The sequence below is a fragment of the Paenibacillus sp. FSL R10-2796 genome, from assembly GCF_037965315.1.
GTDB lineage: Bacteria > Bacillota > Bacilli > Paenibacillales > Paenibacillaceae > Paenibacillus_AQ > Paenibacillus_AQ odorifer.
The window spans coordinates 732,827-759,477 of sequence record NZ_CP150178.1 but is presented as its reverse complement, the minus strand read 5'-3'; the positions used below and the strand labels follow the sequence as shown (position 1 = coordinate 759,477).

Below are 26,651 nucleotides of genomic sequence, written 5' to 3'. Positions count from 1 at the left end.
CGTACCCTATTTCAAGTTACATATCAAGTCATGATAGGACCCGTATTCGGGACCTATCTCCTTATTTTCATTGTTTAAGGTTCAATATTCACGCTTGCCCCATTTAATAAGGAAATTCCGTTACCGGCCTCAGCCAGCTCCTTCATAGCCTCCATCAATCCAAATAACGCGCCATCTTTTAGTTTCGCCTCAATCATAACATCGACAGCAGGCGTATCTGCGGCAATACGTTTCAGAAAAGCCAGCAAAGGCGCAGGTTCCACGCCATCCGCATGGCTGCGCGGATCAGACGGGCTGCGCGGACTGGATACATGAATCTTAGGCGGCAAAAGCTCTCCCGAAGGAACGTCCTTCTGTGCTAGCTCACTTTGCCATGTCTGCAAAATGTCAGGCCACAGCTCCCAAGGGAGCTCTCCTTCATTATTCACCCATTGGTGGTGAATATCCAGCACCATCGGTAACCCTACGCTCTGACTGACTGCCAGTGTCTCCGGAGCTGTAAATGTCTTATCGTCATTCTCTAGCGTTATACGCTCCTGCAGCGCTGCCGGCAGCGCGCGGAAATGCTCCTCGAATCGCTTCGCCGCTACAGGCTTGTCCCCATAAGCTCCGCCAATATGGATATTGTTCTTCGCCATGGCAGGAAGCCCCATAGCAACCAGCATGTCCACATGGTACTGCAAATCCCGTACGGAGTTTATCAGCACCTCCGGACGGGGTGTACTAAGTACTGTAAAGTGATCTGGATGAAAAGAAACACGCAGCCCGTGCTTTTTCACATATTGGCCCACTTCCGCAAATTCCTCGGCGAGCGCCGCAAACGGATTCCAGTCCTGCAAATCCGGATGCGTCGCCAAAGGAATGATTTTGGAAGTGAGGCGGTACACCATGATGTCCGAAGCCACATTATGCTTCATCAACCGCAGCGTATTATGCAGATTCATTCTAGCGATGTTCTCCAAACGCCGAAGTGCCGCTTCACGGTCATCCAGCTTCTTAAAAGAGGCCATCGTCATTGTCTTAGATGGGGAGCAGTCTTTGATAACGGTGGACATCGCTACATATCCGAAGCGGACAATCATCCCTGTGCTCCAAAAAACATTTCCTCAGCCAAAGCCGTCTGCACTCTGGACTCTTCTTCATTCAGCTTTCGCACAAGCTCCATCTCGACCGCGGTAACCTCATGCCCTTGAAAATTAATCTCTGCAATCGAGGCTGAAATTTTGACAATGGCTACAGCTACGTTCTCAGGGGTGTAAGCAATAACCTTTTGGCCCGTCGGATACACACGAAAGCCTTGTTTCACCATTTTGGTGCGCCCATATTCCAGCAGCTCGTACAGCTCTTGTTCACTCTTGAATTTGCAGACGGAGTTGAATTCTGTTTGAAAACCCATGTTTCTTCTCTCCTTCCAGTCGGGATATTCCCGCTATAGCTTCTATTACTCGTTGTCGTACTTAAGGCCTTGTTTAAAATTATAGCGCTCCAAGGCTAACTCAATCATTCGGTCTAACAGAGCTCTATAAGATACACCCGTCTCACGCCACAATAGCGGATACATGCTGTAAGGAGTGAAACCAGGCATCGTGTTCACTTCGTTAATTAGAATTTTACCATCTGATTTTCGCAAGAAGAAGTCTGCCCGGGTAATTCCACTGCCCTCAATCGCTCGAAAAGCAACTATCGCGGACTCCCGCAAACGATCGGCCACTTCAGAATCCACTGGTGCAGGAATCATCATTTGCGATTTGCCGTCCGTATATTTGGCTGCGTAATCATAATATTCACCAGAAGAAACGATTTCACCCGGAACAGAGGCTTCTGGTTCATCATTTCCAAGCACGCCAACCTCTACCTCACGCGCATCCACAAACTCCTCAATAATAACTTTGGTATCATAGCGGAAAGCAAAATCAATGGCTTTTACAAGACTATCCTTATCGGCAGCCTTAGAAATACCTACACTTGAGCCTAGATTGGCAGGCTTCACGAATACCGGATACCCCAGTTTATCCTCTACACCAACAATCAACTCATGACGTTTTCTTTTCCAAGCGCTGATGTTGAAATAACAAAACTCGCATTGATCCAGACCGGCATCAGCGAACAGCTTCTTCATGACCACCTTATCCATACCTGCCGAAGAGGCAAGAACACCAGCACCGATGTAAGGAATATTCGCCATTTCGAACAACCCTTGAATCGTTCCGTCCTCACCATACGTGCCGTGCAGCAGCGGGAACATTACGTCCACTGTTTGGTCAGCACCCGATAATCCACTAAATACCACGTTCAGGGCTGTGCCCATATCTTCGGTCGCTTCTGCAAGCTTGAGCTGCTCCACTTGGCTGTAAGGCGCTGATAACTTCTCTCCAACCTTCCACAATCCCTGTTTTGAAATGTAAAAAGGTATAATCTCATATTTATCATAATCAAATGAGTTCATCACGGCAAAAGCCGTCTGTAGCGATACCTCATGTTCTCCTGATTTGCCCCCGTACACCAGCCCTACGGTTAGTTTTGCGTTCCCCATTCCCTTAACCTCTTTCTGTACTATAAGTAGTCGTTAATATGAAAAAAACGGTATTTTGTTTGATCAGTCCATGCGTAGGAATCACGATAATCCCAATAGCGATGACGGCTGCTAACGGTACGTGCATTCACAAGCGGCATGCCTCCTGCATCAAAAGCTGTGACGATTGTGCTGTGCTGATACTGCCCGTTGCCATCCCAGTCATATTGAATGATATCGCCCAGCATCAATTGCTCCGGCCGCTCCATGACTTCCGCACGCAAGCCACTGCTCCGACTTCCGCTCAAATAGCGTTGCAGACTGTCTGATACAGCCCAGCTATAGCTCCACCATTCTTGTTTGCCTTGGTAACCTTTGTACCACCAGCCCGTTTCTCTTTTACCAGTATAGTTGATAGGTGCTCCCCCTGCAAAGAGACATTGGGAGACATAATTTGTGCAATCCACCTCGAAGGTTTCGAACTCCGGATTGCCGTCTTTCCACCAGCGGTCGGCATACGCCACAGCTTCTTCACGGTTATAACGAACCTCTCTTGAACCTGCAATTTCTCCGAGGACATTCCGGTTTAGCAGGGGCTGTGATGGCAGCGGTGCCGGCAAAGCCTCTCCCCATTTGGATAGTCTGCCCGATAGCTCTACCTCTGCCCGATGAACCGTATTTCTTTCAGGGACACTTCGTTCCACACCAGCAATCTCCCAGCCCCCACCGTCCCGTACAAAGGTCAGCCGCTCCAGCTCGATAATATCCTCGCGGTGGTTAACACCGCCTTTTTCATAATAAAGCGCACTATGCAGTGTAACCTCTGCTACTACCTCGGTCGGAGTCTGCCGGACGGTCCGCAAAGTCTTAACCCCTGTCTCTCCGCGCAAAGGAGTTATCCCACGTTCTTTATACCACTCCGCAAGACGTCTTGAACGCTCCCCTTGTTCTACCAGAAAACGCGGATCTTTAACGGATACGGAAACGGTATGCGATGATGACTTAGGCTCCACCCTGGCCTTATTCACTTGATCAACATATACATAAAGACTTTGCTTCCACTGTTGTTCCATTATACTCGCGCCCCTTCTTTCCCTTTTAACTGCTGTTCTATGTATATGAAAGGAAACAGGCCGCTATACAGATCGGTTGAATAGTTAAGGATGTTTCAGGCAAAAACTCTAACCCCAAGTCCGACATCTCAATCCAACATCGACAACGAGGACCCTATCACCTAATAACTGAGGAAGAGAAATTCAGTGTGTATTTCGCCTAATATTAAGTAAAACCAAGGATTCCGGTGAATTCTTTCGTATTATCTCCTTTAAATGGCTCTTTTTGAGGTAAAAAGAATATCCCGAAACGATACAATATAACAATGGAAGGGTAGCTTGGCATTTTCTCAGGCATAATTCGGGCTTTAGATGTAGGAAAAAAAACTTTACTCCCCACTTTGTAACCGTTATAATTAAGCTAGAAGCAATTTGAAATTGGGTTTCATTAGACGAAACAAGGAGGCGCATATATGCCAAGCAAGGATCATTTTTCATTGGCTCGGACCCTGGAATCAGGCGGCAAATCTTATCGCTATTATGATCTGAAGTCCCTCGAGGAACAAGGATTGGGCTCTATTTCTTCCCTGCCTTTTTCGATCAAAGTCCTACTAGAGGCTGCTGTACGTCAGTTTGACGGACGGGCAATTACTGAAGAACATGTGAAACAACTGGCCGATTGGTCAGGTGACATTGACCGTAATAAAGAAATTCCATTTATCCCTGCTCGTATCGTGCTTCAGGATTTCACCGGAGTTCCGGTAGTCGTGGATCTCGCAGCTATGCGTGATACTGTAAAAAAAGCCGGAGGAGATCCTAAACAGATCAATCCGCTTGTCCCGGTTGACCTTGTAATTGACCACTCTGTCATGGTTGATGCTTTCGGTACAGCAGACGCCTTGGAATACAATATGAACGTTGAGTTCGAACGCAACGAGGAGCGTTACCGTTTCCTTCGTTGGGCACAGACAGCTTTTAACAACTTCCGTGCAGTTCCACCAGCAACAGGTATCGTGCACCAGGTAAATCTAGAGTATTTAGCTTCCGTTGCCACTACTAAAACTATCGATGGTGAAACTGTCGTTTATCCAGATTCCCTTGTAGGAACGGATTCCCATACCACGATGATCAATGGTCTGGGTGTTGTGGGCTGGGGTGTAGGCGGTATTGAGGCTGAAGCAGGAATGCTTGGACAACCGCTCTATTTTGTTACACCTGATGTAGTGGGCTTCAAGCTTACAGGCAGCCTTATCGAAGGAGCTACAGCAACGGATTTGGCACTGACAGTAACTGAAATGTTGCGTAAAAAGGGTGTAGTCGGCAAATTCGTCGAATTCTACGGACCTGGCCTTGCTAACATCAGTCTGGCTGACCGGGCAACTGTTGCCAACATGGCGCCAGAATACGGAGCAACTATCGGTTTCTTCCCTGTAGATGACGAGACACTCGCTTATCTTCGCAGCACGGGCCGTCCGGATGATCTGGTGGCGTTGGTTGAATCTTATTACAAAGCACAAGGGATGTTCCGTACCTCGGATACGCCAGACCCTGAGTTCAGCGATGTGATTGAGCTTGACTTAGCTTCTGTCGTTCCTAGCTTGGCTGGACCAAAACGTCCACAAGACCGGATCGAACTTACGCATATGAAGGAAAATTTCGAAGGTATTATCCGTACACCTGTAGACAAAGGCGGTTATGGTCTCAGCGATGAGAAAATCGCTCAAGTCGTAGAAGTACAGCACAAAAACGATACTACCAGCAAGCTCAGCACAGGCGCAGTCGTAATCGCAGCTATTACTAGCTGTACGAATACTTCCAACCCTAGCGTTATGCTTGGAGCAGGTCTTTTGGCGAAAAAAGCTGTGGAACGTGGTCTGACCAAACCAGCTTACGTTAAGAGCAGCTTGACACCAGGATCCTTGGTGGTTACTGAATACCTGCAAAAAGCAGACTTGCTGAAACCACTCGAAGCATTGGGCTTCTACTTGGCTGGTTATGGCTGTGCCACTTGTATCGGTAACTCCGGTCCATTGCCTGAAGAAGTTAGTCAAGCCATTACTGACAATGACATGACCGTAGCCGCAGTCATCTCCGGTAACCGGAACTTTGAAGGCCGCGTACATGCTCAGGTAAAAGCAAACTACTTGGCTTCACCACCGCTCGTAGTTGCTTACGCACTGGCTGGTACAGTAAATATCGATTTGCAAACTGAGCCACTTGGATTTGATCCGCAAGGTGAGCCAGTATTCCTGAAAGATATCTGGCCAACCACTGCTGAAATTCGTGAAGCCATTGGTCTCTCCCTTAGTCCGGAGATGTTCCGTAGCAAATACGAAAATGTATTCACCGCTAACGAACGTTGGAATTCGATTCCTGTTCCGCAAGGCGAGCTGTATGAGTGGGATGATAATTCCACGTACATCCAGAATCCGCCATTCTTCGAACATCTGGCAGACGGTCTGGGAGACATTAAGGATATCAAAGATGCACGCGTTCTAGCGCTGCTTGCTGATTCCGTGACAACCGACCATATCTCACCAGCGGGTAATATCTCTACCTCTGGTCCTGCTGGCGAATATTTGCGCGATCATGGTGTAGAACGTGCAGACTTCAACTCCTACGGCTCACGCCGCGGAAACCACGAAGTCATGATGCGCGGTACGTTCGCTAACATTCGGATTCGTAACGCAGTAGCTCCTGGTACAGAAGGCGGCGTTACTACCTTCTTGCCAAGCGACGAGGTTATGTCCATCTATGATGCTTCCATGCTCTATCAGGATGCTGGACAAAATCTGATCGTCATCGCTGGTAAGGAGTATGGAACAGGAAGCTCACGTGACTGGGCGGCTAAGGGTACGCTTCTGCTTGGCGTTAAAGCAGTTATCGCTGAGAGCTTTGAGCGGATTCACCGCAGCAATCTGGTCGGTATGGGTGTACTCCCACTTCAATTCCAAGAAGGCCACGGCTGGAGCAGCTTGGGACTGACCGGACGCGAGACCTTCAACATTACTGGTCTCGATAACAACGTGGCACCAAGTCAAGAGCTAACTGTCACGGCTACCCGTGAAGACGGCACACAATTCGATTTCCCTGTCATTGCAAGACTCGACAGCACAGTCGATATTGATTACTATCGCAATGGCGGTATCCTGCAGACTGTTCTTCGCCAGATGCTGGCAGATGCTACAGACTCTTCCGCGGTGTCGGTAGAATAGATTTAAAGTAACTTAAAAAGGGACTGTTTCACGGCCATGAGTGGCTGTGAGCAGTCCCTTTTTCATGGGGTGGTTCCAGCAGCCAATTTGTGGCGGGTGGGGTGCCACTGTCTGTTGTCTTTGGGATCTTCACCATTGCTGCGTGAGGCTCAGGGGACATTTAGGATTCCGCGCGCCTCAGGGGACGCCTAGGATTCCATGCTATCGGACTCAGATGACTCTATTCGCTCGATTATCCGACTTTTGGCGCGCGATCGGACTCCATAGTCGCTATTGGCATAAAAAACACGCTGAATGAGCCCATTTCTGCCGAATAGCTGCACTGGGGTCCGAAACTCTGCCAAAAAGGCTTTAAATGGGCAAATAGCGTCCCCTGAGTCCGAAAGCCTCAGGGGACGCCTAGGATTCCGCACGATCGGACACAGATGACTCTATTCGCTCGATTATCCGACTTTTGGCGTGCGATCGGACTCCATAGACCCTATTGGCATGAAAAACACGCTACAGGAGCCCATTTTTGCCGAATAGCTGCACTGGAGTCCGAAACTATGCCAAACTGGCTGTCAATTCGCAAATAGCGTCCCCTGAGTCCGCACGTCTCAGGGGACGCTTAGGATTCCGCGCGATCGGACTCAGATGACTCTATACGCTCGATTATCCGACTTTTGGCGTGCGATCGGACTCCATAGTCGCTATTGGCATAAAAAACACGCTACAGGAGCCCATTTTTGCCGAATAGCTGCACTGGGGTCCGAAACTATGCCCAAAAGGCTTTAAATGGGCAAATAGCGTCTTCTAAGTCCGGAAGCCTCAGGGAATATCTAAATAACAACCCGGGATTACTTGTGTGCGAGTTATGAGATACGTGGGTTCGTGGGTTCGTGGGTTCGTGGGTTCGTGGGTTCGTGGGTTCGTGGGTTCGTGGGTTCGTGGGTTCGTGGGCTCGTAGGTTCGTTGGCTCGTAGGTTCGTGGGTTCGTTGGTTCGTGGGTTCGTGGGTTCGTGGGTTCGTGGGCTCGTAGGTTCGTTGGCTCGTAGGTTCGTTGGTTCGTTGGTTCGTGGGTTCGTGGGCTCGTAGGTTCGTTGGCTCGTAGGTTCATAGCGGGTTCTCTACCTTCCCGTCCTTCCATCCTCCCGCCCCTCCGTCCCTCTGCCTATCTAGACCCGGGGTTCAAACGCTCGAGCCTCAGATTACGAGTTACTGAGGCTTCCAAAGGAACGTATATTCACTGAAGCTCACCAAACCAACGCAAGGTAGGGGAGCCGTTAGCCATTAGCTAGCCGTCAGTTAGCTGTTGATTACCCATCAGTTAGCCGTTAATTACCCATCAGTCGTCAGCCGTCAGTTACCCATCAGGCTGTCAGTTACCCATCGTTTCCTGCCACTTACCCACAATCGGCTAAGTCCCTCCCCAAAACAGCAAAGCAGCGATCCTCCAGTAACGGAGAGATCGCTGCTTTGCTGTTTAACAAGGTATGTCTCAGCCAGCGAATTAAGGAATCATCATGCCCATTTCACTAGCCGCTTCCTTCAGTACCCCGGCATATTCCACTAGCGTATCTCGGGATAGGCGACTAACTGGGCCGGACAGTGATAACGCCGCGATCACATTTCCACTGCGGCCCGTAACAGGCACCGCCACCGCGGCCGCGCCGGGCTCGCGTTCCTCGAAACTGGTGGCATATCCGAGCCGGATAATATCATTAAGCTGCTCTTGATAGACATCCTTCTCAACGTAGTCCGGCCATCCCGAACTCTCCAGCAATTCTTTCAGCACCTCTTGAGGAGCATAGGCTGCCAGCACTTTACTTGATGCGCCCACAGATAAAGGCAATCTCGCACCGATCTGCGCCACTCGCCGGATGGCCTGCTGACTCTGAACCGCCTGAATCCGCACACGTTCTATGCCGTCGCGTAAGTATAAACTAACAGTCTCCCCTAGCCGATCCCGCAGCCGTTCCATTGACGGCAATAATACCGCGGCTGACTCATCAAAAGCAGGCAAATGCGTAGACAATTCCCAAATTCGTATACCCAAACTGTATTTCTCAGTGGCCTGATTACGAATGAGGAAGCCCTTTTCCTCCAAGGTTGCCAGCAGCCGATGGACGGTACTTTTATGTAAATCAATCTTTGAAGCGATCTCCGTCAACCCTAAATCTCTGTCCTGCGTAAAACAAAGCAATATATCAAGCGCACGTTCTACCGCACGCACTGTAAGCTTTCGGTCCTCCATGACAATCTCCCCCTCGTGTTTCATCAAATGAAACTCGGTTACATTATAACTAACTCTATCTTAGTGCAAAACTCTATGGAAAGTCCAGTATATTCACTCCGCCGGAGTTGTGCCAAAAATGTGCCGGAAAAGGTTGGGCCGCACTTTACAGTTACATTACAAAAGCATCTAATTCATTGACTTTGTAAGGGCTTTTTCATACGATTAACATATTAAATTATCTACTGATGCTTTAGAATCATTTTTACAAATTCTTCTAGGCACTAGTACTCACATCATTCTTAGGAGGGGACCATATGGATCTGGCAACTCGCCAAACCGGCACAACCGTCTCCCGTCGACCTAAACTACCTAAACAAGGCAGTTCATCCCGGCTATCGCTGCGGATGATTCGTGTGAAGCATATTATCGTTGCACTGCTATTATCTATTTTTTTCTTTTTAGCCTTCTGCTTTGTCTCACTTCATGGCTATATCGCCTGGGTATTATCTAATCCAACGGTCGCACCTCTGTATTCCAATCCCATGCAGGCCAAAGGTCTCGCATACGAGGATGTGACGTTTCCAGCTAAAGATGGAAGTCGGATGATGAGCGGCTGGTATATTCCCTCCGAAGGGGCTACCAAAACTATCGTGTTCAGCCATGGCTATGGCGCCAACCGGGAAGAATCTTGGGTACCTATGTACGATCTCGCTCACTATGCACACAGTCTGAATTTCAATGTCGTGATGTTTGATTACGGCTTTGCTGCCCAAGGCAACAAGGATATTGCAACCGGAGGTAAAAAAGAATCCCAGCAGCTTCTAGGAGCTATTGATTTTGCTAAAGAACGTGGAGCTGAGGAGTTAGTGGTATGGGGCTTCTCCATGGGAGCAGGCACAGCACTGCAAACAGGATTAGTATCAGAGGACATTGACGCGATGATTCTGGACAGCACCTTTTTGTTAGAGCCAGATACGCTGTATCATAATATTAAGCAAAATATTGATCTGCCCCGCCAGCCTTCCCTGGCGATTATGGAAATGCTGTTCCCAGTTCTAAACGGTACGGGGCTGAATCAAATTCCTTATGCGAAGGTCAAATCCGAAGATTATCCTTTCCCTATTCTACTCATGCATGGAACCGAAGATGATAAAGCTCCTTATCCTATTGCCGAAAAGCTGGCCGCGAACCAAAGCAATCCGTTCTCAGATTCCTGGGTCGTAGAGGGCAGCCATCATGAATTGCTATTCCGTGAGCACCCGCGTGAGTATTTGCGGCGAGTCTCTGCTTTCTTAGGAAATGTTCAACTAGCCAAAACCTACAATGGCAACCAGCCGGCGATGGCAAGTAACTAGTTAAGCACTACAATCCGCCTCTGTCCCCTGATGGGTCAGCTGCTTCAACCATTTACCACGGCGAAAACGCACGTAACCTATAACCAATCGAACAGCCTCTTCCAGGGACAGAAAGAAGTATACCCAGGGAAGAGGCTGTTTCCATCCCCATGACAACAGTAGCCCTAGAGGCACCCCAAGCAACCAAGTTGTGGAGGCTTCCATAATAAAGACGAATTTACTATCGCCACCACTCTGCAGGATCCCTCCCGCAATCATCATATTGCCCACCTTTATCCATAAAAAAAGAGCAAAAAAGCAGATAACGGAAGTGACCATTCGGCGCTCTTCCACTGTTAAGTTAAAGGCTGAGACGTAGAGCGGGGCAAGAACAGCAATAAGAACACCAAGCAGCAATGAAATCCCTACTCCTATTCGAACAAAAAAACGAGCATACTGAAAAGCACCTGCATTATTATTCTCTCCCAGCTTATGTCCGACCATAATGCCAGCTGCACCAGAAAGCCCTGCCAGAAGCCCAATCGTCAACCCCTGCAGCGGAAAGGTCACTGTCATAGCGGTCATCTCCGCTGTGCCCATACGGCTATATATTACGGAATAACAAGCCTCCCCTAAGACCCAAACCAATTCCGTTAAAACAATAGGCGCTATCGTTCTTAAAAAAGGTATGCACAGCGCTTTCGAAAACGAACTGAGTTCCTTAATACCTCCGGCACCCGGCAGCTTTCCACGATATACGGCTCCGACAATCAAGGCACTTTCGACTATACGTGAGATTAACGTTGCATATGCCGCACCTGCAAGTCCAAGCTCTGGAAATTCCCAATGCCCAAAAATAAGCGCATAGTTTAAAATAATATTCATTCCTACAGCAGCTATGCTAACAATCATTGGATACTTTACATGTCCTGAACTTCGTAGAACCGCCGAATAGAGCATCGTCAACATCGTTGGAATATAACTGAGGGCAACGATTTTCAGAAAAATGTACCCATTCTCCAACACTTCTTTATCCGTTGTAAAAATAGACAGACATAGCCGAGGGTTGAAAAAAACAAATATCGTAAATGAACCCGACAAGATCAGGCCAATTCCAAGACTTAATCCCAGTAGTGGTGTGATGCTCTTTCGGTCTTTACTCCCCCAATATTGAGCCGCGTATATAGCAAGACCCGTAGCAAGACCCGCCAGTACCACTGAAATCACGCTATAGATTTTACTAGCCATCCCAACCGAAGCGATTGCTACACCCCCAAGCTGCCCTACCATCAATTGATCTACTAAATACAGCACCGCCATGACTAGACTTTGGAGGGATATCGGTACCGCTAATTTTAAAAGCTGATTATAAAATTGCTTCTTCTCAAGCTTGTTCATACCCTCATCTCATTTCTCAAAGTTTTTCTACTACCCCATAGGATTTCATTAATCGGTCCACACGACAAAAAAAGGTACACCCTCCTTTTCGCGAGGTTGTACCTTTCGGTATCATTGCCTTTATTTTCCTGTATTATTTCACCATATCAAACAGTTGTCAACGATATTATTATCGCGTTCTTATGCTCTTCATAAGCTATCATGAGCACACATATAATGGACTGATGAAGACATATCACGGGAGGTTTTCTTGGAATGTTATATGTATACGGGCCGATGCTGCCAGTACGTATTTTAGAAGAAATCGTATTCTGGAAAACACAAGAGAAAGAGCATACCGAGGTTATCAAAGCAATCGTACCTAACCTGGAGGAACCCTATGTTAAACTGCTGGATGAATGGGCAGTGGTCTTCGGTGCCACAGAGATGGCCGCTCAGCAGTTATTGAATTCTGCCCTCTCTGCTTCTCCACCAAGTCAGGCTGAACTCACTGCGGAAACAGAAAAGCTGCTGCACATCTCCTGTACCCAATCCCAAGAATTTGTTCGGCAGCTTTTTGCCATCATGGAAAGTAGCGCAGCCGTCAAAGCCGTCCCCCTTGCTACCACTGTGATCCTGCATATTATTCGTGAATCAGAGTATTTCCTTGCCGTACTGCACACACTGAGCTCGCCCGGACAGCTCACACAAATTATGAGAGATTACACAACAGCCGACTATGTCGTAAGAACAGAAGAGGACAATGTCACGCGGAATGAGGGACTTATTCCTTCTACAGATACTATCCTTGATATTCGTGAAATGAGTGCTGTGCCAATTGGCGGACATACGCTGCCTCCATTGCCTTATGCTTATAATGCGCTGGAACCATACATCGATGAGAAAACCATGCGGATTCATCACGATAAACACCATCAAAGTTATGTAGATGGACTAAATAAAGCGGAGAACAAGCTAGCTGAGGCTCGCAAGAAAGGAGATTTCGATCTCGTTAAGCATTGGGAGCGGGAGCTAGCCTTTAATGGGGCAGGCCACTATCTCCATACAATCTTCTGGAACGTAATGTCTCCACAAGGTGGCGGGCGTCCAACTGGAGCCTTACTGGAAGCCATTGAACAAAGCTTTGGCAGCTATGACAGCTTCAAGAAACAGTTCACAGAAGCTGCGAATAAGGTTGAAGGTGGCGGCTGGGCTATTCTCGTCTGGAGTCCACGCAGTCATAGACTGGAGATTTTGACTGCGGAGAAACATCAGAACCTGTCACAATGGGACGTGGTTCCGTTACTGGCTCTGGATGTATGGGAGCATGCCTATTACCTTAAACATCAGAATAATCGGGCCGATTATATTGAGGATTGGTGGAAGGTCGTTAACTGGCCTTACGTCTCAGAACGTTATGCTGCTGCCAGTAAACTGGCCTGGAAGCCTTTTTGATATTATTTCAATTCACAGTGAACATCACTCTTATTCCCACACCCTGACCAAAAAGGACCCATCATTCACATTACGTGAACGATGGGTCCTTCCAATTTCGAGGTATGCACCCCGATATTTATTCCTTAATCAAGCTTAGAAACTCCGCACGAGCGGCGGCATCCTCACGGAAGACCCCTCTAGTAGCCATAGTTACCGTTTTGCTGCCTGGCTTCTTCACTCCGCGTGCACACATACACAGATGTTCTCCCTCCACAACAACCATAACACCGTGGGGGCCTAGCACCTCCGTCATAATATCAGCAATTTGCGCCGTAATGCGTTCTTGAACCTGTAGACGCCGGCTTACTGCTTCAACAAGCCGAGCTAATTTGCTGAGTCCAGCAATACGTCCGCTCGGAATGTATCCTATATGCACTTTACCAAAGAAAGGAGCCATGTGGTGTTCACATTGGCTGTAATAGACGATATCCTTAACGATCACTAGCTCTTCATGAGACTCATCAAAAGTAACGCCGAGCGCCTCGCGGGGATCTATCGAATAACCGCCGAATATCTCCTCGTACATCCGCGTAACACGTGCCGGTGTTTCCAGCAGTCCCTCGCGGCCGGTATCTTCACCGATTAATTCTAATATTTTCTCAACGTGATACTCGATTTGCTCACGGTTCTCTGCAACTTTACCGTTCACATATTCCTTGATGTTCCCCATGATGTCTCCCCCTTCCGCACCCGTATACATGTTATCCGGACCCGGTTACTTACTTCTACGTTTATTCCCTTTAGCTGCTCCTGGGCGCGCACCTGGCTGTCCCTGAGTCTTCATCATTTGCTGGGCACGCTGCATTTGCTTCCCGTTCAGGTTATAACCCATTTGCTTTGCAACCTTTTGCAGCATTTCAGGATCATTCTGCATGTTTGTCATTTGTTTGCGCAGATAATATACACCGATGAAAAAACCACCGATGAGACCTACGACCAATGTAATAATAGGTAATGCGATACTCATCTAAAGCCCACCTCTACACTCTATTGTCTGCATCGCCATATGGCACGCGAATCTATCATAGCATTTCGGGAACTGGACAGCAATTGGCAATATGCAACCTGTCTATGAACTTTTTCCTCCATTAATATCGCTGTCCTCCCGTGCCTTCTTCCCAGTAAGGAGCACATCCTGCGCCCGGCTTAGCATTTCCCTCACCGTGCTATCCTCCTCGCGCTCTAAACCCGCTTCTACAGCCGCTAGAGCCTCATCACCGCCAATACGTCCAAGCGCCCAAGCAGCAGTGCCCCGCATCTCTGGCCGCGGCTCTTTCAGAACAATCTCTGATAGCTTTGGCACAGCCCCGGCTTCCTTAAAATTGCCTAGGGCAATGATCGCATTTCGCTGCATCGGCTTTTTGCCTCTCCAGGCTGCTGAGCTATTGCCGAATTTCTCTTTGAACTCACGATTGCTAAGATCAAGGATCGGCAGCAGCAGCGGCTTCACGATTTCAGGATCAGGTTGCATCTGAGGGCGATGATTCCAGTTCTTACCTCTATTCTTGGGACATACAATCTGGCAAGTATCACAGCCGTATAGACGATTGCCGATCTTGGTCATATACTCCTCGCTGAGGAACCCTTTAGTCTGCGTCAAAAAAGAAATACACGCCTGTGCGTTAAGCTGACCCGGACCCACAAGCGCTCCGGTCGGACAAGCATCAATGCACTTAGTACACTCCCCGCAGCCTTCTTCAACTGGTTCATCCGGAGCAAAAGGAATGTTCGTAACCATTTCCCCAAGATAAATCCATGATCCCCATTTGGGTGAGATGATAGAACAGTTTTTGCCGCTAAAGCCTATTCCCGCTCTTTCCGCTACCGCTCTATCTACTAGAACACCGGTGTCCACCATACTTTCCAGCACAGCCTCCGGTACACGCTCGTGAATAAATTCCTCTAGCTTACTTAAGGCTTCCCTCAGCACATGGTGATAGTCCCTGCCCCAAGATGCCCGGGCGAGGATGCCTCTACGTGCACCCGGCTCAGATTTAGGAGGGTTCTCCATTTTAGAAGGGTAAGCCACTGCAATCGAAATAATAGATAACGGCTTGTCTCCAGAAGACAATGCTGGAACTGTCCTTTTATCCAGATCGGGTTCCTCGAAGCCAGATTCATATCCTTTGTCCCGGTGGTCTTGCAGTATATTTTTTAAATATAAAAAAGGTTCTGCTGTTGTAAACCCGATATCATCAATACCGAGTGATGTCGCAGCCTCCTGAATCTCTGCTTTAAGCTGTGCCCACTTGGAAGGCGGGGGAGCATACGATGTCTGAAATGTATTGGTCATTTCCGCCTTCTCCTTTCATATCTTCGCTGACTTCTTATAATCTATTCAGTTTTGACAGAGGCCACCATATATAATCAGCCCTGCCGACAATCATATCCTGTGAAATAGAGCCGAAGTAACGGCTGTCCTTGCTGGCTGAAGCATGACGGTTATCGCCCATTACAAAATAATTGCCACTTTCCACGGTTAACGCTGCAAAATCCGGATCTTCAATCTCAGTATCGATATAGGGCTCATTCACTATTTTTCCATTCACGTATAACTGATGATTCCGTACCTCTATGATATCTCCAGGTATGCCAATCACTCGCTTCACTAAATACTCCTTATGACTAGGTCCGGTACTTGGATCATGAAGAATGACAACATCACCATGTTTTGGATTTACGAAGAGCAATGAAATTTTATTAATGAAGAGCCTCTCACCCTCCCAGAGCGTTGGCTGCATAGACTGACCTTTAACCGTTGATATATTGAACACAAAAACATTAAGAACAGACATCACAGCAAAAACAATCACAGCTGTAAGCAGCCAATCCTTCATTTCCGAGACCAAACGACCGCCCAGGGTAGTCTTGGATCTGGAGGATCTATGTCTTTGTTTCCTATTTCTCGTGTAATCTACTTGGGGCTCCTGATTCAATATGTCACCTCTGTTCTCAATAATTGAAGTCTATACTTGCAGATATTATAACAATAAAAAAGCATATCTCCCAGCCATTAGCAATGGACTTCTGGAAAATACGCTCGAGTATGAATGAAACAGACTATATCGTCAGCTATAGTTCTTTTTTCTAGAAAATGTTTCCGCTTTCGCAGCTGAGTGATCAAAATTACCCAACAATGCTCAGCTTCCGGACAGATTTAAAGATTTGATTCTCGCTATATCCCATAGCTTCATACAATGGCAAAGCAAAAGAATTATGCTCATCGACGGCTACATAGATACCACTGACTTTACGAGCTTGAAACCTGGATTCCATAGCTGATACCAGACTTCTACCGACTCCTCTGCGGCGATAATCAGGATGTACAGCAATCCGGAAATAACAACCGTGGTTTTTCTCAATTGTACCAATCAGTGCTCCAACAATTTCTTCTTCATCTTCCGCAACTACAATGAGATCTGAATCCCAAGAAAGCTGCCTGGAGAAAGGCTCGATAGTGTTCTCGAAACACTCTTCCGATAATGCGGTTTGCAGCAAATCAGTCACAGGGCTAACGTCGCTTAATTGAAAGGAACGAACGTGCATTCTTTAAAATCTCCCTTGTCTATGGCTTATGAATTTAACAAAAAGAAGGGGTTCCCTTAACATAGAGAAAATAAAAAAAAGCATCAAATATCGAGGAATACCTGCTTTTAAATCTATTAAAGCACACTTTTCTCGTGATATCATCATTTTTCTTTTGAAAGCGCTTAATATCAAGCGTTTACATTTCGGATGGGGTTCATTTCTTCATTAAAAGGGTATTAATAAGGATGTATGTCTATAGGTTAGGGACTATTTATTTTAACATTCTAAATACAATTGTAAAACCCTTTCCCTCTCCAATTATACTTTATAAACATTTATGTTTGTTTAGTGTTGCATTATTGGTCTAGATACGGTTTAATTAAAGTATCCTATTGGGCGAAACCCTATAGTACATATTTACAATAAAGGATTTTGACGTTAGTTCGCCAGAATTCTTTATCTATAACAAAATTCTAATATAACTCAGGAGGGATTTTTCCATGGCATTTCAATTACCGGCACTTCCTTATCCGAACAACGCACTCGAACCACACATCGACGCATTGACGATGGAAATTCACCATGACAGACACCATAACACATATGTAACTAATCTGAATGCAGCTTTGGAAAAAGCACCTGAATTGCAAAGCAAAAGCATTGAAGAGCTTCTTACAGATCTGAACGCTGTACCTGAAGCTATCCGAACTGCTGTTCGCAACAATGGTGGCGGACACGCTAACCACACTTTGTTCTGGGAAGTTATCGGACCAAACGGCGGCGGCGCACCAACTGGCGCATTGGCTGAAGCTATCGATAAAGAACTGGGCGGATTCGAAAAATTCAAAGAAGATTTCGCAGCAGCAGCAACTACTCGTTTCGGCAGCGGCTGGGCTTGGCTAGTTGTTAAAGATGGCAAACTGGCAGTAACAAGCACACCTAACCAAGACAACCCAATCAGCGAAGGCGCTACTCCAATCCTCGGACTGGATGTATGGGAGCACGCTTACTACCTGAACTACCAAAACAAACGCCCTGATTACATCAAAGCGTTCTGGAACGTAGTGAACTGGGAAGAAGTTGGCAAACGTTACGAAAGCGCAAAATAAGAAATTCCATTTGGCTTATGCCATTTAACTAAAAAAGAAGGTATCTCAGAGCCGAATAGGCTAAGGGATACCTTCTTTGTTTAGGTTGGAGATATAGAGAGATAAAGATAAAGATAAAGATAAAGACAGAGATTGATTGAGATCCTCCCAGACACCGCATTTCACGCCGCTTGCGTCGCTTAAATGGATGCGCTGGATCGGTATAGATCAGAATAGATCGGTATAGATGAGAATAAATCGGAATAAATCGCAATAAATCTATACTCGGCTTACGAGAATCTGCGTTTGGAGTCGCTGAGCAATAGATTAGGGAATAACTCCCTAAAATTCTGCGATATACTCCATAAACACGAGTAATTAGGGAAATACTCCCTAAAAATCATCCTTTTTGGGCATAAAACTGATATTCCCCCAATTATTAGGGAGGTTTTCCCTAAAATGATCAATTACAAGCCAATTCGACCTATTTTTAGGGAAGAATTCCCTAATTAAATTTCATTCACTCTCGTAGCCATAGAACACCAGAAGAATTTAGTTGGAACAAGACTGAACTAATCTGAACCAAATAAACAAATATTTGCTACGAAGAGACTGAAGCATACGACCATGCTTGGGCGCATACGACCCTACTTAGGCGCATACGACCCTACTTAGGCGCATACGACCATACCTAGGTGCATACGACCCTACTTAGGCGCATACGACCCTACTTAGGCGCGTACGACCATGCTTTGGTGCATACGACCATGCTTTGGTGCATACGACCATGCTTTGGTGCATACGACCATGCTTTGGTGCATACATCATACTCAGGTTTTGTACATTTAGCACTTTAGCAACGCAACACGGCGAATCTTCTACTTCTCTAGCTTCGCCCGCTCTTCCTGCTCATCAAAATAAAGGTTCAGTAGCTTCAGAAAAACGTTAGGGAACGCATAGTTAGCCATGTCTTCGCGGCTGATCCAGCGCACTGCTCCGCCATCCTCTGGACTAGCGGTCCCGTCCTCAAATCTCTCGATAGGCATGCTGCTGTCGATCCCCGAGAATAAGTCCGCATCCGCGTTGTACACCGCCCGTCCTTCTGCCGCTATCGGCAGCGGAAGGGCGTCCTCTTCGCTGCAGCGGTACACCTGCAGCGTCCACACGATATGGCTGAAGATATGCTCAGCAGCCATCCAGTGCTTCTCAGGCCGGGCAGAGATCCCGGCCTCCCGCAGTGACCGGCGCAGCCGGTCCAGCGCCGCCGCTTCCGGCAGCCGCGCGCCTTTGGCGCCGCCTTCCACAGGCGGTGCCGGCCAGTGCGGCAGCTCCCACATGCGGGCTAACAGCCCGCTTTGTGGCCGCTGCCGGATGAGCACTTGGCCCGCGTGGGCACCGCGGCCCTCAATCAAAGCCGCCAGCCGCTCCTCAGGGCGCGGCGGCTTGGCCTTGGTCTTGACGGGCAGCGAGGTCTCGCAGCCCGCCAGGCGCGCGGCGCAATGCTCCATCACCGGGCAGGTTAAACAGCGCGGTGATTTAGGAGTGCATACGAGCGCCCCAAGCTCCATCAGCGCCTGATTAAAAGATGCCGCTTCCCCCTCCGGGATCAGTTCAGCTGCCAGGCGCTCCATCTTTACGCGGGTGGGTCCCTTGGCGATATCATCCTCTATCAGGAAGTATCGGGACAACACCCGCATCACATTGCCGTCGACCGCTGGCTCCGGCCGATTGAACGCAATGCTAAGGATAGCCCCTGCCGTATAAGGTCCCACTCCCTTTAAACTGAAGACAGCCTCGCGATCATTCGGCACCTGCCCGCCATACAGCTCTTTGACCTGTTTGGCCGCATGCTGTATATTGCGAGCACGAGAATAATAACCTAAGCCTTCCCAGCACTTAAGCACGTCCTCTTCTGGTGCATCGGCGAGCGACTCCACGGTAGGAAACCTTTCGATAAACCGATTGAAATACGGGATTACCGTATCCACCCTTGTCTGCTGCAGCATTATTTCAGAAATCCAAATATAATAAGGATTGCGGTGCCGACGCCAAGGCAAATCCCGTTTCTGCCCTTGATACCACTCCAGCAAATGATAGCTGAAATATTGCTTAGCCTCCTGCAGCTCCTGTTCGTCTTGAACTTGTAAATCTTGTTGTGTCATTATAACGCTCCTTGCCCTTCTATAATCAGGGTTCAATTTATGAACCTGGCCCTTCCACGACGGCAAAAGCCGAAGCCAAATCACGGCCATGTGTTATCGTAAGATGAATGGTGTACCTCTGTCCATTTGGCAGATCTAGTCTGCTCCAAGCTTCACACGATAAAGTTACCTCTGGTTTTCCTTTAACATCAGGCAATATCTCAATATCGTGAAAACCAACTACATTGCCGATGCCACAGCCTAAAGCCTTCACAACTGCTTCCTTGGCAGCAAAACGTCCGGCTACGAACTCAGCCAACCTCCCGCTTCGCTCTTCAGCAAGTTGATATTCTTGCTCTGTTAAGACCCGCTGGTTAAATTTCTTACCCAGTCCTCTATTTATTACCTCTGAGATTCGTTCAATTTCTAACACATCATGTCCGATTCCGTAAATCAACACTTCACGCTCCTTATGGACGTGTATCCCATTTTGCTTCAATAATGGTATGATCAATCATATGAAGTATTATTAAAAGTAATAGTCCTGCAAGATTCTTTCTGCTATCTTAAAAGAAAATGCGCTCTAAGTCTAATAAGACTATCCAGCGACTTCACGATAGACTAGCTGATTTACTTCATTTTTATATATGGAGAGGGGATTACCCTATGAATCATCGTAATTTTGAAATACCTGCCGGAGACGGAGCTGTTCTCCGCTGCTCACACTTCCCAGCCCAAGGCAAAGCCAAAAGCGTTATAGTTATAGCCCATGGCTACAAAGGTTTTAAAGATTGGGGAATGTTTCCTTACATAGCCACAACTCTCAGCCAAGAGCATGAAGTAATTACTTTTAACTTCTCTCATGCTGGCATCGGGGAAGATCTGCTGCATTTCACTGAACTTGAGAAGTTCGCCCGCAACACCTATCGCCGCAGCTTGAAGGACATGGAAATCCTGTTGTCCTATCTTAGCCAACACCCGAAATTCGGCAGCCTGCCGTTATTCCTTCTCGGTCACAGTCTCGGAGGGGGAATTTGTTTGGTCTACACGCTTGATCATCCCAATGAGATCAGCGGAGTAATCTCCTGGAACGGGGTTACGAAACTCGATCTGCTGACGGAAGAACAAAAGCAGCAGATGAAGGAAACAGGAAGAACCTATGTCCTTAATGGACGTACTGGCCAGCAAATGCCGCTGGATGCTGTAATTTTAGAAGACATGGAGAACAACAAAGAACGCTATAACATCCTTGAACGCATACAGAAAGCGTCCTTCCCAGTTGTCCTTATTCAAGGCAGTCAAGATGGAGTACATCTCCGCCAAGGATCTGAGCATCTCATCAAACTTCGGCCAGATATTAGCTGGGTGCAGGTTCCTGAGGGTAATCATACGTTCAACACTGTGCATCCTTTTGCTGGCACGACTCCGCAATTAGAGTTCGCGATTGCTGCGACAACTAATTTTATCGATCAGACACTTACGCTTACAGAATAATTATTCTTCTTAGTCTATCCAGCTATCCAACTCACAAAAACCGCCACGAGCTCTGCTGCTACGCAGACCCGTGGCGATTTCTAGTTCAACCTATTCTAAATCCCCGGAATAACATTACGCTTATGTGCCGTTCTCCGGTAATAATTCTCAAGCTTCTCAGCTACTTCAGGGTTAACCTGTTTACCTTCCAGATAGTCGCTGTTATCGTCATAAGTAATACCCAGCTCGGTTTCATCCGTCTGACCCGGCCATAAGCCCGCCGTAGGTGCTTTTGTGACAATATCCGCAGGCACACCGATATGTGCAGCCAATTGACGTACCTGACGTTTATTAAGTGTGGATAGTGGTGTAATATCTACAGCGCCATCGCCCCACTTCGTGTAGAAGCCGGTAATCGCTTCAGAAGCATGATCCGTTCCTACTACAATCAGATTGTTCTCAAAAGCAAGTGCATATTGCATAACCATACGTGTTCTGGCTTTAACATTTCCTTTGCCTTGATGCGTCATATGGCGGTGTTGGCCTATTGATTTCAGACCATGCTCAACTTCAAGGGCAATTTCATTTACAGCTTCCTCAATGTTGGTCTCCACAGTATGAGTCAGTTTAAAAGCTTTGGCAACATCATAGCTGTGCTCGATATCTTCCTGAACCCCATAAGGCTGGAATACTCCAAGCGTCATATACTCTGTGCCTTTTTCTGCCGACAGCTCGTCCGTAGCCTGTTTACAAAGACCTGCGGCTACCGCACTGTCCACTCCACCACTAATGGCGATCAATAATCCTTTAGCCCCTGCGTTCAGCACGTACGACTTTAAGAAATCAACCCGTTTTCGTGCCTCAACCTCTACATCAATCGTTGGCTTCACGCCAAGATCCGCAATAATTTCCTTCTGTAAACTCACCAAACACACCTCGTTCCATCAGAAATGGTTCCATATCCATCAAAATATCCACCCAAACGAAGCTCATGCTTCTAAGCATATTCTATCCCATTATTGCTCTTATATTTTGAAAAATCCCGCATGCAGCCGATTTGCCGGCTGATGCGAGATTATATGGAATAACTGTTTTTACTGGCACAAACGATTGAAGACTTCTTTCAATTCAGCAGCAATTTCAGCAGCCGAACGATCTTCTACGCCATTACGTTCAATAAAGTGAACGAGTTCTCCATCCTTCATCAGTGCGATGGAAGGTGAGGATGGCGGATAAGGAGCAAAATATTCACGTGCTTTAGCAGTAGCTTCTTTCTCTTGACCTGCAAACACTGTGAACAAGTGATCCGGAGTGATTTCATTTTGCAAAGCCTGAGCTACACCTGGACGACATTGTCCAGCAGCACAACCACAGACCGAATTTACGACTACAAGCGATGTTCCTTTTGCGGTTGGAAGAGTAGCTTCCACCTCTTCTGGAGTCATAAGCTCCTGAAACCCGATACTTGTCAGGTCATCACGCATAGGCTGAATTGAATCTCTCATATATTGATTAAAAGACATGGACATTTCTCTGCACTCTCCTTCACTTTTCAACTGTTTGTCAGATAATATTACAGCAGTACTTACTAACTTTATTATACATTCATACTCTGTGAAAGCAAGAGATGCTGTAGAGGGTGATTCAATCTAAGAGCGAACCCCGCTGGGTTCCTCCTTATCCAATGGGAAGGAGATCGTAAATACCGTACCCTCTCCTTCTACAGACTCTACATTTATTTTACCGTTATGCCGCTCCACAATACTAAGACACAAGGATAAGCCTAGACCTGTTCCCTGAATTTTCGTCGTAAAAAAGGGTAAAAACAGCTTCTCGCGTTGACTTTCTGACATACCAACACCGCTATCGGTGACAATCAACTCCACTTTATCATGAGTACTGCGTGTCTCCAGTGTCAGCACCCCCTTGGGTCCCATAGCCTCCATACCATTACGTCCTAAATTGAGAATAAGCTGCTTGATTTCCCGGACATTTAGCTCCAATTCATGCAGTGATGGGCTCAGCTTCAGTTCAACACTTTGACCGCGAAGATTAGCATCAGCCCACAGCAATGGACTAACTTCTTCTATAATATGGTGCAGCAGCACCTTCTCTTTATCAGAAACCCGGCTCTGTGCCAAGGATAAAAAATCATTAATAATACTATTAGCGCGGTCCAGCTCTTCCATCACAATCTGATAATAAGAATCCAATTCTTGAGCACTCTTTTCTCTCATCAGCTGCAAAAAACCCCGAACTACCGCCATAGGATTACGAATCTCATGGGTAATTCCAGCAGCCATCTGCCCGACCAAGCTCAAACGTTCCACATGATCCAGCTCTACACGTAGTTTTTCCTCATTGGTCATATCCTGCACAATAATTACAGCACCACTTGTTACCCCTGAGCTCTTATGCATTAACGGCGCTGAATAAATCTGATAGATGCGCGACTCATGAATCATTTTTTCACTGGAACGCCGTTTAGAGCGGATATTATCACTTACCCGCATATATGCCTGTGTATCCACTGAGCTGTGAAAAAACTTTTTTACCGGTTCGTCAATAATATCCTCTTTTCGCAAATTGGGATAATGAGTCCTCATCATTCCTAACATACAATCATTAAGATCAGTTACAACTCCGTGTTCATCCAGAGACATAATACTCAGAGGGACTACATTGGTAATCTGCTGCAGCTTCTCGGACTCCCACTGGAAACTTTCACTGATACTCTCCATTTGTACTTTATCCCGCAATCTACTTCTAACCATCTCAACAAAATATACAAAAACACCACCTAGCGCGATGGTAAAAAACAGATACACCGTAATCAGAAATGCTTGCACGGAATTTGATTCATATATATTTTCCCCGCCTATAATCGGGACTAACGCAATAAATAGCATGCTTGGACAAAGAATCATCCATAACATACCGATCTTCTCAACTACTGTACCTTTCTTAAAAGGTTTGGCCAATCCAAACAGTAGCGGATATAATAAAACCCCTGAATTCAATATCACGTTACTGATTCCTGTAGGCTCCGCAATGATTACATTGCAGATAAGCAAGAAAATGGACAGCAAAATGCCCGAACGGGTAGTTCCATATAAAATACCAATATACGCAGGGATTAATCCTAAATTCAAATAGGCTACACCAAACAGAGTTGTCGAAAGAAGAGAGCACAGGATAAGACTAAACGTACACGCCAAAATTAAAAAGGTCTGATCATTTGGGAGCTTCCCCTTTTTCCGAGTCACAAATCTACGGTCCACCCACCATTGAAAAAGAAAAAGAAAGGAGCATGCTGCCGATATTTGCAATAAGATATCCTTAACCGCACCAATAATTACAATCACACCCCAAAATGGACAAATTACCCTACATGCTTAGATTAAAGCACAGGATTACTCTCCTGACAACGATAATCACCTAATGATTGGACAAGACTGGTTACATGTGAATCAGAATGGTATGATTCCGTTAGGAATACCCGCGGAAATCGCTTCCGTGTCTTAACATGTAAAGGAGTAAAATTTCATGAGCAATTACGATGTGATCGTCATTGGGGGCGGCCCTTCGGGTCTAATGGCAAGCGTGGCCGCTGCAGAACACGGGGCATCCGTTCTGCTAATCGACAAGGGAGCAAAACTAGGCCGAAAGCTCGGAATATCCGGTGGCGGACGCTGCAATGTTACCAACGTCAAGGAAAGAGACGAGCTAATCGCCCATATTCCAGGAAACGGGCGTTTTTTGTATAGTGCCTTCGACCATTTTAATAACCAGGATATCATCGCCTTTTTTGAAGGTTTAGGCATTGCATTAAAAGAAGAAGATAACGGGCGGATGTTTCCCGTTTCCGATAAGGCCTCTAGTGTCGTATCTGCCTTAATTAGCAAAGTACGAAGTCTAGGCGTGCAGATTATGACCGACAGTCCCGTCTCAAGAATAATCTATAACGAAGGGGCTGTTAAGGGAGTCCAGCTGAGCTCGGGCAAGACGATCGCCTGCACTGCTGTTATCATCGCCACCGGAGGCAAGTCTGTACCACAGACCGGCTCCACTGGAGATGGCTACCCTTGGGCAGAAGCCGCAGGGCACACGATCACCGAGCTGTTTCCGACAGAGGTGCCGATTCTTTCACGGGAAGAATGGATTAAGTCAGGCGAGCTGCAAGGCCTGTCGCTACGTGATGTAGCCCTCACTGTGTGGAACCCTAAAGGAAAGAAGGTCATCTCTCATCGAGGAGATATGATATTCACCCATTTTGGATTATCAGGACCCATTGCACTGCGGTGCAGCCAATTTCTGAGACAAGTCCAACGTAAATCCGGCACAGATACGGTGGAGATGTCCATTGATCTCTTCCCTGATCTGAACACACAGGAAGTAGAATCAATGTTGCAGGATAAGCTGGATCAGGAACCTAAGAAAGCAATCCGCAATTCGCTAAAAGGGCTGTTGCCAGAGCGTCTCATCCCCCTCTTGCTGACTAAAGCTGACTTAGATGGGGATATAACCGGTCATCACGTCTCCAAGAATGGATTGCTTCTATTAGCTGGGATTTTGAAACGCATGCCGGTTTATGTGCATGGCACCCGTTCCCTATCCGAGGCCTTTGTTACCGGGGGCGGGGTAAACCTGAAGGAGATCGATCCCAAAAGAATGGAATCGAAGCTTATGCCGGGGTTATTCTTCTGCGGCGAGGTACTCGATATCCATGGCTATACAGGAGGCTACAATATAACAGCGGCCTTCTCAACAGGATATACAGCAGGCAAGCACGCTGCTGACATTCGACTGGGATAATCTCTAATGCAACGTGAATATCCTCCAAGCAGCTTACTACTTTGAAAATGGCGGTCTGCGCGATTCTCTCATTAATTGGAGAATCGCTCCTCTGTTTTGGGTTCCTCAGCTGCTATGTGGAGCGTCTGTCCTAATCAGCTACTGCGGCTTCGTACCCAGATGACGTTATTGGCGAATTTATCACCTTATGGGCAGTGTTTCGGACTCCAACGACGCTATTCATTATAACGAGGCTCATATAGGGTGTTTTTCATGGCAATAGCAACTATGGAGTCCGTTAGCATCCCAAAAGTGGAAAAATAGTATGTTTAGGGGCAGCTGTGTCCCATAGGCTAGCTAGGTACCTCGTACGTACGTGCGCACAATAGATCGAATCAAGACAACAAAAGAAGAGTGCTCCA

Annotated in this window: 21 protein-coding genes and 1 pseudogene; 6 read left to right on the top strand and 16 right to left on the bottom strand. The window is 47.0% G+C overall.

The window, feature by feature from the left end:
* Positions 1–74 precede the first annotated feature (74 nt).
* From uvsE to NST58_RS03520, 4 genes are read right to left on the bottom strand one after another with little or no spacing between them, the layout of a single operon-like run.
* Complete coding sequence (gene uvsE, locus NST58_RS03535) at positions 75–1,082, bottom strand: UV DNA damage repair endonuclease UvsE (protein ID WP_339246253.1); 1,008 nt, start codon at positions 1,080–1,082, stop codon at positions 75–77.
* Entirely contained in the window at positions 1,079–1,396 is a 318-nt protein-coding gene (locus tag NST58_RS03530; protein ID WP_036679853.1) for a hypothetical protein, read from the bottom strand. Before NST58_RS03530 ends, uvsE begins: the two co-directional genes overlap by 4 nt.
* 45 nt (positions 1,397–1,441) lie before the next feature.
* Positions 1,442–2,533: a D-alanine--D-alanine ligase gene (locus NST58_RS03525; RefSeq protein WP_076130522.1), complete on the bottom strand. Its 1,092-nt coding sequence runs from the start codon at positions 2,531–2,533 to the stop codon at positions 1,442–1,444.
* 20 nt (positions 2,534–2,553) lie between these two features.
* Entirely contained in the window at positions 2,554–3,588 is a 1,035-nt protein-coding gene (locus tag NST58_RS03520; protein ID WP_036679850.1) for an amidase domain-containing protein, read from the bottom strand.
* 449 nt (positions 3,589–4,037) lie between these two features.
* Here NST58_RS03520 and acnA point away from each other — a divergent pair, with 449 nt between their 5' ends.
* Positions 4,038–6,779 carry an aconitate hydratase AcnA gene (gene acnA / locus NST58_RS03515; protein WP_038568617.1) on the top strand — a complete coding sequence of 914 codons (2,742 nt, stop codon included), beginning with the start codon at positions 4,038–4,040 and terminating at the stop codon, positions 6,777–6,779.
* Positions 6,780–8,271: 1,492 nt separating this feature from the next.
* Here the strand turns inward: acnA and NST58_RS03510 are convergent.
* Entirely contained in the window at positions 8,272–9,015 is a 744-nt protein-coding gene (locus NST58_RS03510; protein ID WP_339246251.1) for an IclR family transcriptional regulator, read from the bottom strand.
* A 296-nt stretch (positions 9,016–9,311) separates the two neighbouring features.
* On the opposite strand from NST58_RS03510, the gene NST58_RS03505 reads away from it, so the two are divergent.
* A complete protein-coding gene (locus NST58_RS03505; protein WP_139329954.1) occupies positions 9,312–10,352 on the top strand; it encodes an alpha/beta hydrolase in 1,041 nt (346 codons plus the stop codon).
* Here NST58_RS03505 and NST58_RS03500 read toward each other — a convergent pair whose 3' ends face one another.
* Positions 10,353–11,729: an MATE family efflux transporter gene (locus NST58_RS03500; RefSeq protein WP_076193774.1), complete on the bottom strand. Its 1,377-nt coding sequence runs from the start codon at positions 11,727–11,729 to the stop codon at positions 10,353–10,355.
* A 255-nt stretch (positions 11,730–11,984) separates the two neighbouring features.
* On the opposite strand from NST58_RS03500, the gene NST58_RS03495 reads away from it, so the two are divergent.
* Positions 11,985–13,163, top strand: a complete 1,179-nt coding sequence (locus NST58_RS03495) for a Fe-Mn family superoxide dismutase (RefSeq protein ID WP_339246248.1) — start codon at positions 11,985–11,987, stop codon at positions 13,161–13,163.
* Between the two features lie 118 nt (positions 13,164–13,281).
* On the opposite strand, the gene folE is transcribed toward NST58_RS03495, so the two are convergent.
* The 5 genes and pseudogenes from folE to NST58_RS03470 form a co-directional block, all read right to left on the bottom strand.
* On the bottom strand, positions 13,282–13,875 hold the full coding sequence (gene folE, locus NST58_RS03490) for a GTP cyclohydrolase I FolE (RefSeq protein WP_036676830.1): 594 nt from the start codon (positions 13,873–13,875) through the stop codon (positions 13,282–13,284).
* A 45-nt stretch (positions 13,876–13,920) separates the two neighbouring features.
* The gene (locus NST58_RS03485; RefSeq protein WP_036676828.1) at positions 13,921–14,172 is read right to left on the bottom strand and encodes a YneF family protein; all 252 of its coding nucleotides are present in this window, start codon (positions 14,170–14,172) and stop codon (positions 13,921–13,923) included.
* Positions 14,173–14,343: 171 nt separating this feature from the next.
* Positions 14,344–15,498, bottom strand: a pseudogene (gene queG / locus NST58_RS03480) (tRNA epoxyqueuosine(34) reductase QueG); the annotation flags it as partial.
* A gap of 34 nt (positions 15,499–15,532) precedes the next feature.
* Positions 15,533–16,141: a signal peptidase I gene (gene lepB / locus NST58_RS03475; RefSeq protein ID WP_076101394.1), complete on the bottom strand. Its 609-nt coding sequence runs from the start codon at positions 16,139–16,141 to the stop codon at positions 15,533–15,535.
* A gap of 190 nt (positions 16,142–16,331) precedes the next feature.
* Positions 16,332–16,751 (bottom strand): GNAT family N-acetyltransferase, encoded by a 420-nt coding sequence (locus tag NST58_RS03470; RefSeq protein WP_036676822.1) that lies wholly within the window; start codon positions 16,749–16,751, stop codon positions 16,332–16,334.
* Positions 16,752–17,233: 482 nt separating this feature from the next.
* Between NST58_RS03470 and NST58_RS03465 the strand changes: the two genes are divergently transcribed.
* Positions 17,234–17,842, top strand: coding sequence for a superoxide dismutase (locus tag NST58_RS03465; protein WP_036676820.1), 609 nt, complete (start codon positions 17,234–17,236; stop codon positions 17,840–17,842).
* A gap of 857 nt (positions 17,843–18,699) precedes the next feature.
* On the opposite strand, the gene mutY is transcribed toward NST58_RS03465, so the two are convergent.
* Positions 18,700–19,983: an A/G-specific adenine glycosylase gene (gene mutY / locus NST58_RS03460; protein ID WP_339246245.1), complete on the bottom strand. Its 1,284-nt coding sequence runs from the start codon at positions 19,981–19,983 to the stop codon at positions 18,700–18,702.
* A gap of 37 nt (positions 19,984–20,020) precedes the next feature.
* Entirely contained in the window at positions 20,021–20,419 is a 399-nt protein-coding gene (gene acpS / locus NST58_RS03455; protein ID WP_076186292.1) for a holo-ACP synthase, read from the bottom strand.
* A gap of 209 nt (positions 20,420–20,628) precedes the next feature.
* On the opposite strand from acpS, the gene NST58_RS03450 reads away from it, so the two are divergent.
* Complete coding sequence (locus NST58_RS03450) at positions 20,629–21,456, top strand: alpha/beta fold hydrolase (protein WP_076124399.1); 828 nt, start codon at positions 20,629–20,631, stop codon at positions 21,454–21,456.
* A 95-nt stretch (positions 21,457–21,551) separates the two neighbouring features.
* Here the strand turns inward: NST58_RS03450 and nadE are convergent, their stop codons facing one another.
* From nadE to NST58_RS03435, 3 genes are all read right to left on the bottom strand, one after another.
* Positions 21,552–22,361, bottom strand: a complete 810-nt coding sequence (gene nadE, locus NST58_RS03445) for an ammonia-dependent NAD(+) synthetase (protein ID WP_339246242.1) — start codon at positions 22,359–22,361, stop codon at positions 21,552–21,554.
* Positions 22,362–22,529: 168 nt separating this feature from the next.
* Positions 22,530–22,964 (bottom strand): BrxA/BrxB family bacilliredoxin, encoded by a 435-nt coding sequence (locus NST58_RS03440; protein ID WP_339246240.1) that lies wholly within the window; start codon positions 22,962–22,964, stop codon positions 22,530–22,532.
* A 120-nt stretch (positions 22,965–23,084) separates the two neighbouring features.
* Complete coding sequence (locus NST58_RS03435) at positions 23,085–24,587, bottom strand: ATP-binding protein (protein ID WP_081393520.1); 1,503 nt, start codon at positions 24,585–24,587, stop codon at positions 23,085–23,087.
* A gap of 394 nt (positions 24,588–24,981) precedes the next feature.
* Between NST58_RS03435 and NST58_RS03430 the strand changes: the two genes are divergently transcribed.
* Positions 24,982–26,250, top strand: a complete 1,269-nt coding sequence (locus NST58_RS03430) for an NAD(P)/FAD-dependent oxidoreductase (protein ID WP_339246237.1) — start codon at positions 24,982–24,984, stop codon at positions 26,248–26,250.
* Positions 26,251–26,651: the final 401 nt, after the last annotated feature.

Bases quoted from the DNA above. Each gene is read 5' to 3' on its own strand.
- NST58_RS03495 (WP_339246248.1), top strand. From the start codon at position 11,985: ATGTTATATGTATACGGGCCGATGCTGCCAGTACGTATTTTAGAAGAA.
- NST58_RS03505 (WP_139329954.1), top strand. From the start codon at position 9,312: ATGGATCTGGCAACTCGCCAAACCGGCACAACCGTCTCCCGTCGACCT.
- NST58_RS03440 (WP_339246240.1), bottom strand. From the start codon at position 22,964: ATGTCCATGTCTTTTAATCAATATATGAGAGATTCAATTCAGCCTATG.
- NST58_RS03430 (WP_339246237.1), top strand. From the start codon at position 24,982: ATGAGCAATTACGATGTGATCGTCATTGGGGGCGGCCCTTCGGGTCTA.
- acnA (WP_038568617.1), top strand. From the start codon at position 4,038: ATGCCAAGCAAGGATCATTTTTCATTGGCTCGGACCCTGGAATCAGGC.
- NST58_RS03500 (WP_076193774.1), bottom strand. From the start codon at position 11,729: ATGAACAAGCTTGAGAAGAAGCAATTTTATAATCAGCTTTTAAAATTA.
- uvsE (WP_339246253.1), bottom strand. From the start codon at position 1,082: ATGATTGTCCGCTTCGGATATGTAGCGATGTCCACCGTTATCAAAGAC.
- NST58_RS03530 (WP_036679853.1), bottom strand. From the start codon at position 1,396: ATGGGTTTTCAAACAGAATTCAACTCCGTCTGCAAATTCAAGAGTGAA.
- NST58_RS03485 (WP_036676828.1), bottom strand. From the start codon at position 14,172: ATGAGTATCGCATTACCTATTATTACATTGGTCGTAGGTCTCATCGGT.
- NST58_RS03470 (WP_036676822.1), bottom strand. From the start codon at position 16,751: ATGCACGTTCGTTCCTTTCAATTAAGCGACGTTAGCCCTGTGACTGAT.
- NST58_RS03465 (WP_036676820.1), top strand. From the start codon at position 17,234: ATGGCATTTCAATTACCGGCACTTCCTTATCCGAACAACGCACTCGAA.
- NST58_RS03450 (WP_076124399.1), top strand. From the start codon at position 20,629: ATGAATCATCGTAATTTTGAAATACCTGCCGGAGACGGAGCTGTTCTC.
- mutY (WP_339246245.1), bottom strand. From the start codon at position 19,983: ATGACACAACAAGATTTACAAGTTCAAGACGAACAGGAGCTGCAGGAG.
- NST58_RS03525 (WP_076130522.1), bottom strand. From the start codon at position 2,533: ATGGGGAACGCAAAACTAACCGTAGGGCTGGTGTACGGGGGCAAATCA.
- NST58_RS03510 (WP_339246251.1), bottom strand. From the start codon at position 9,015: ATGGAGGACCGAAAGCTTACAGTGCGTGCGGTAGAACGTGCGCTTGAT.
- folE (WP_036676830.1), bottom strand. From the start codon at position 13,875: ATGGGGAACATCAAGGAATATGTGAACGGTAAAGTTGCAGAGAACCGT.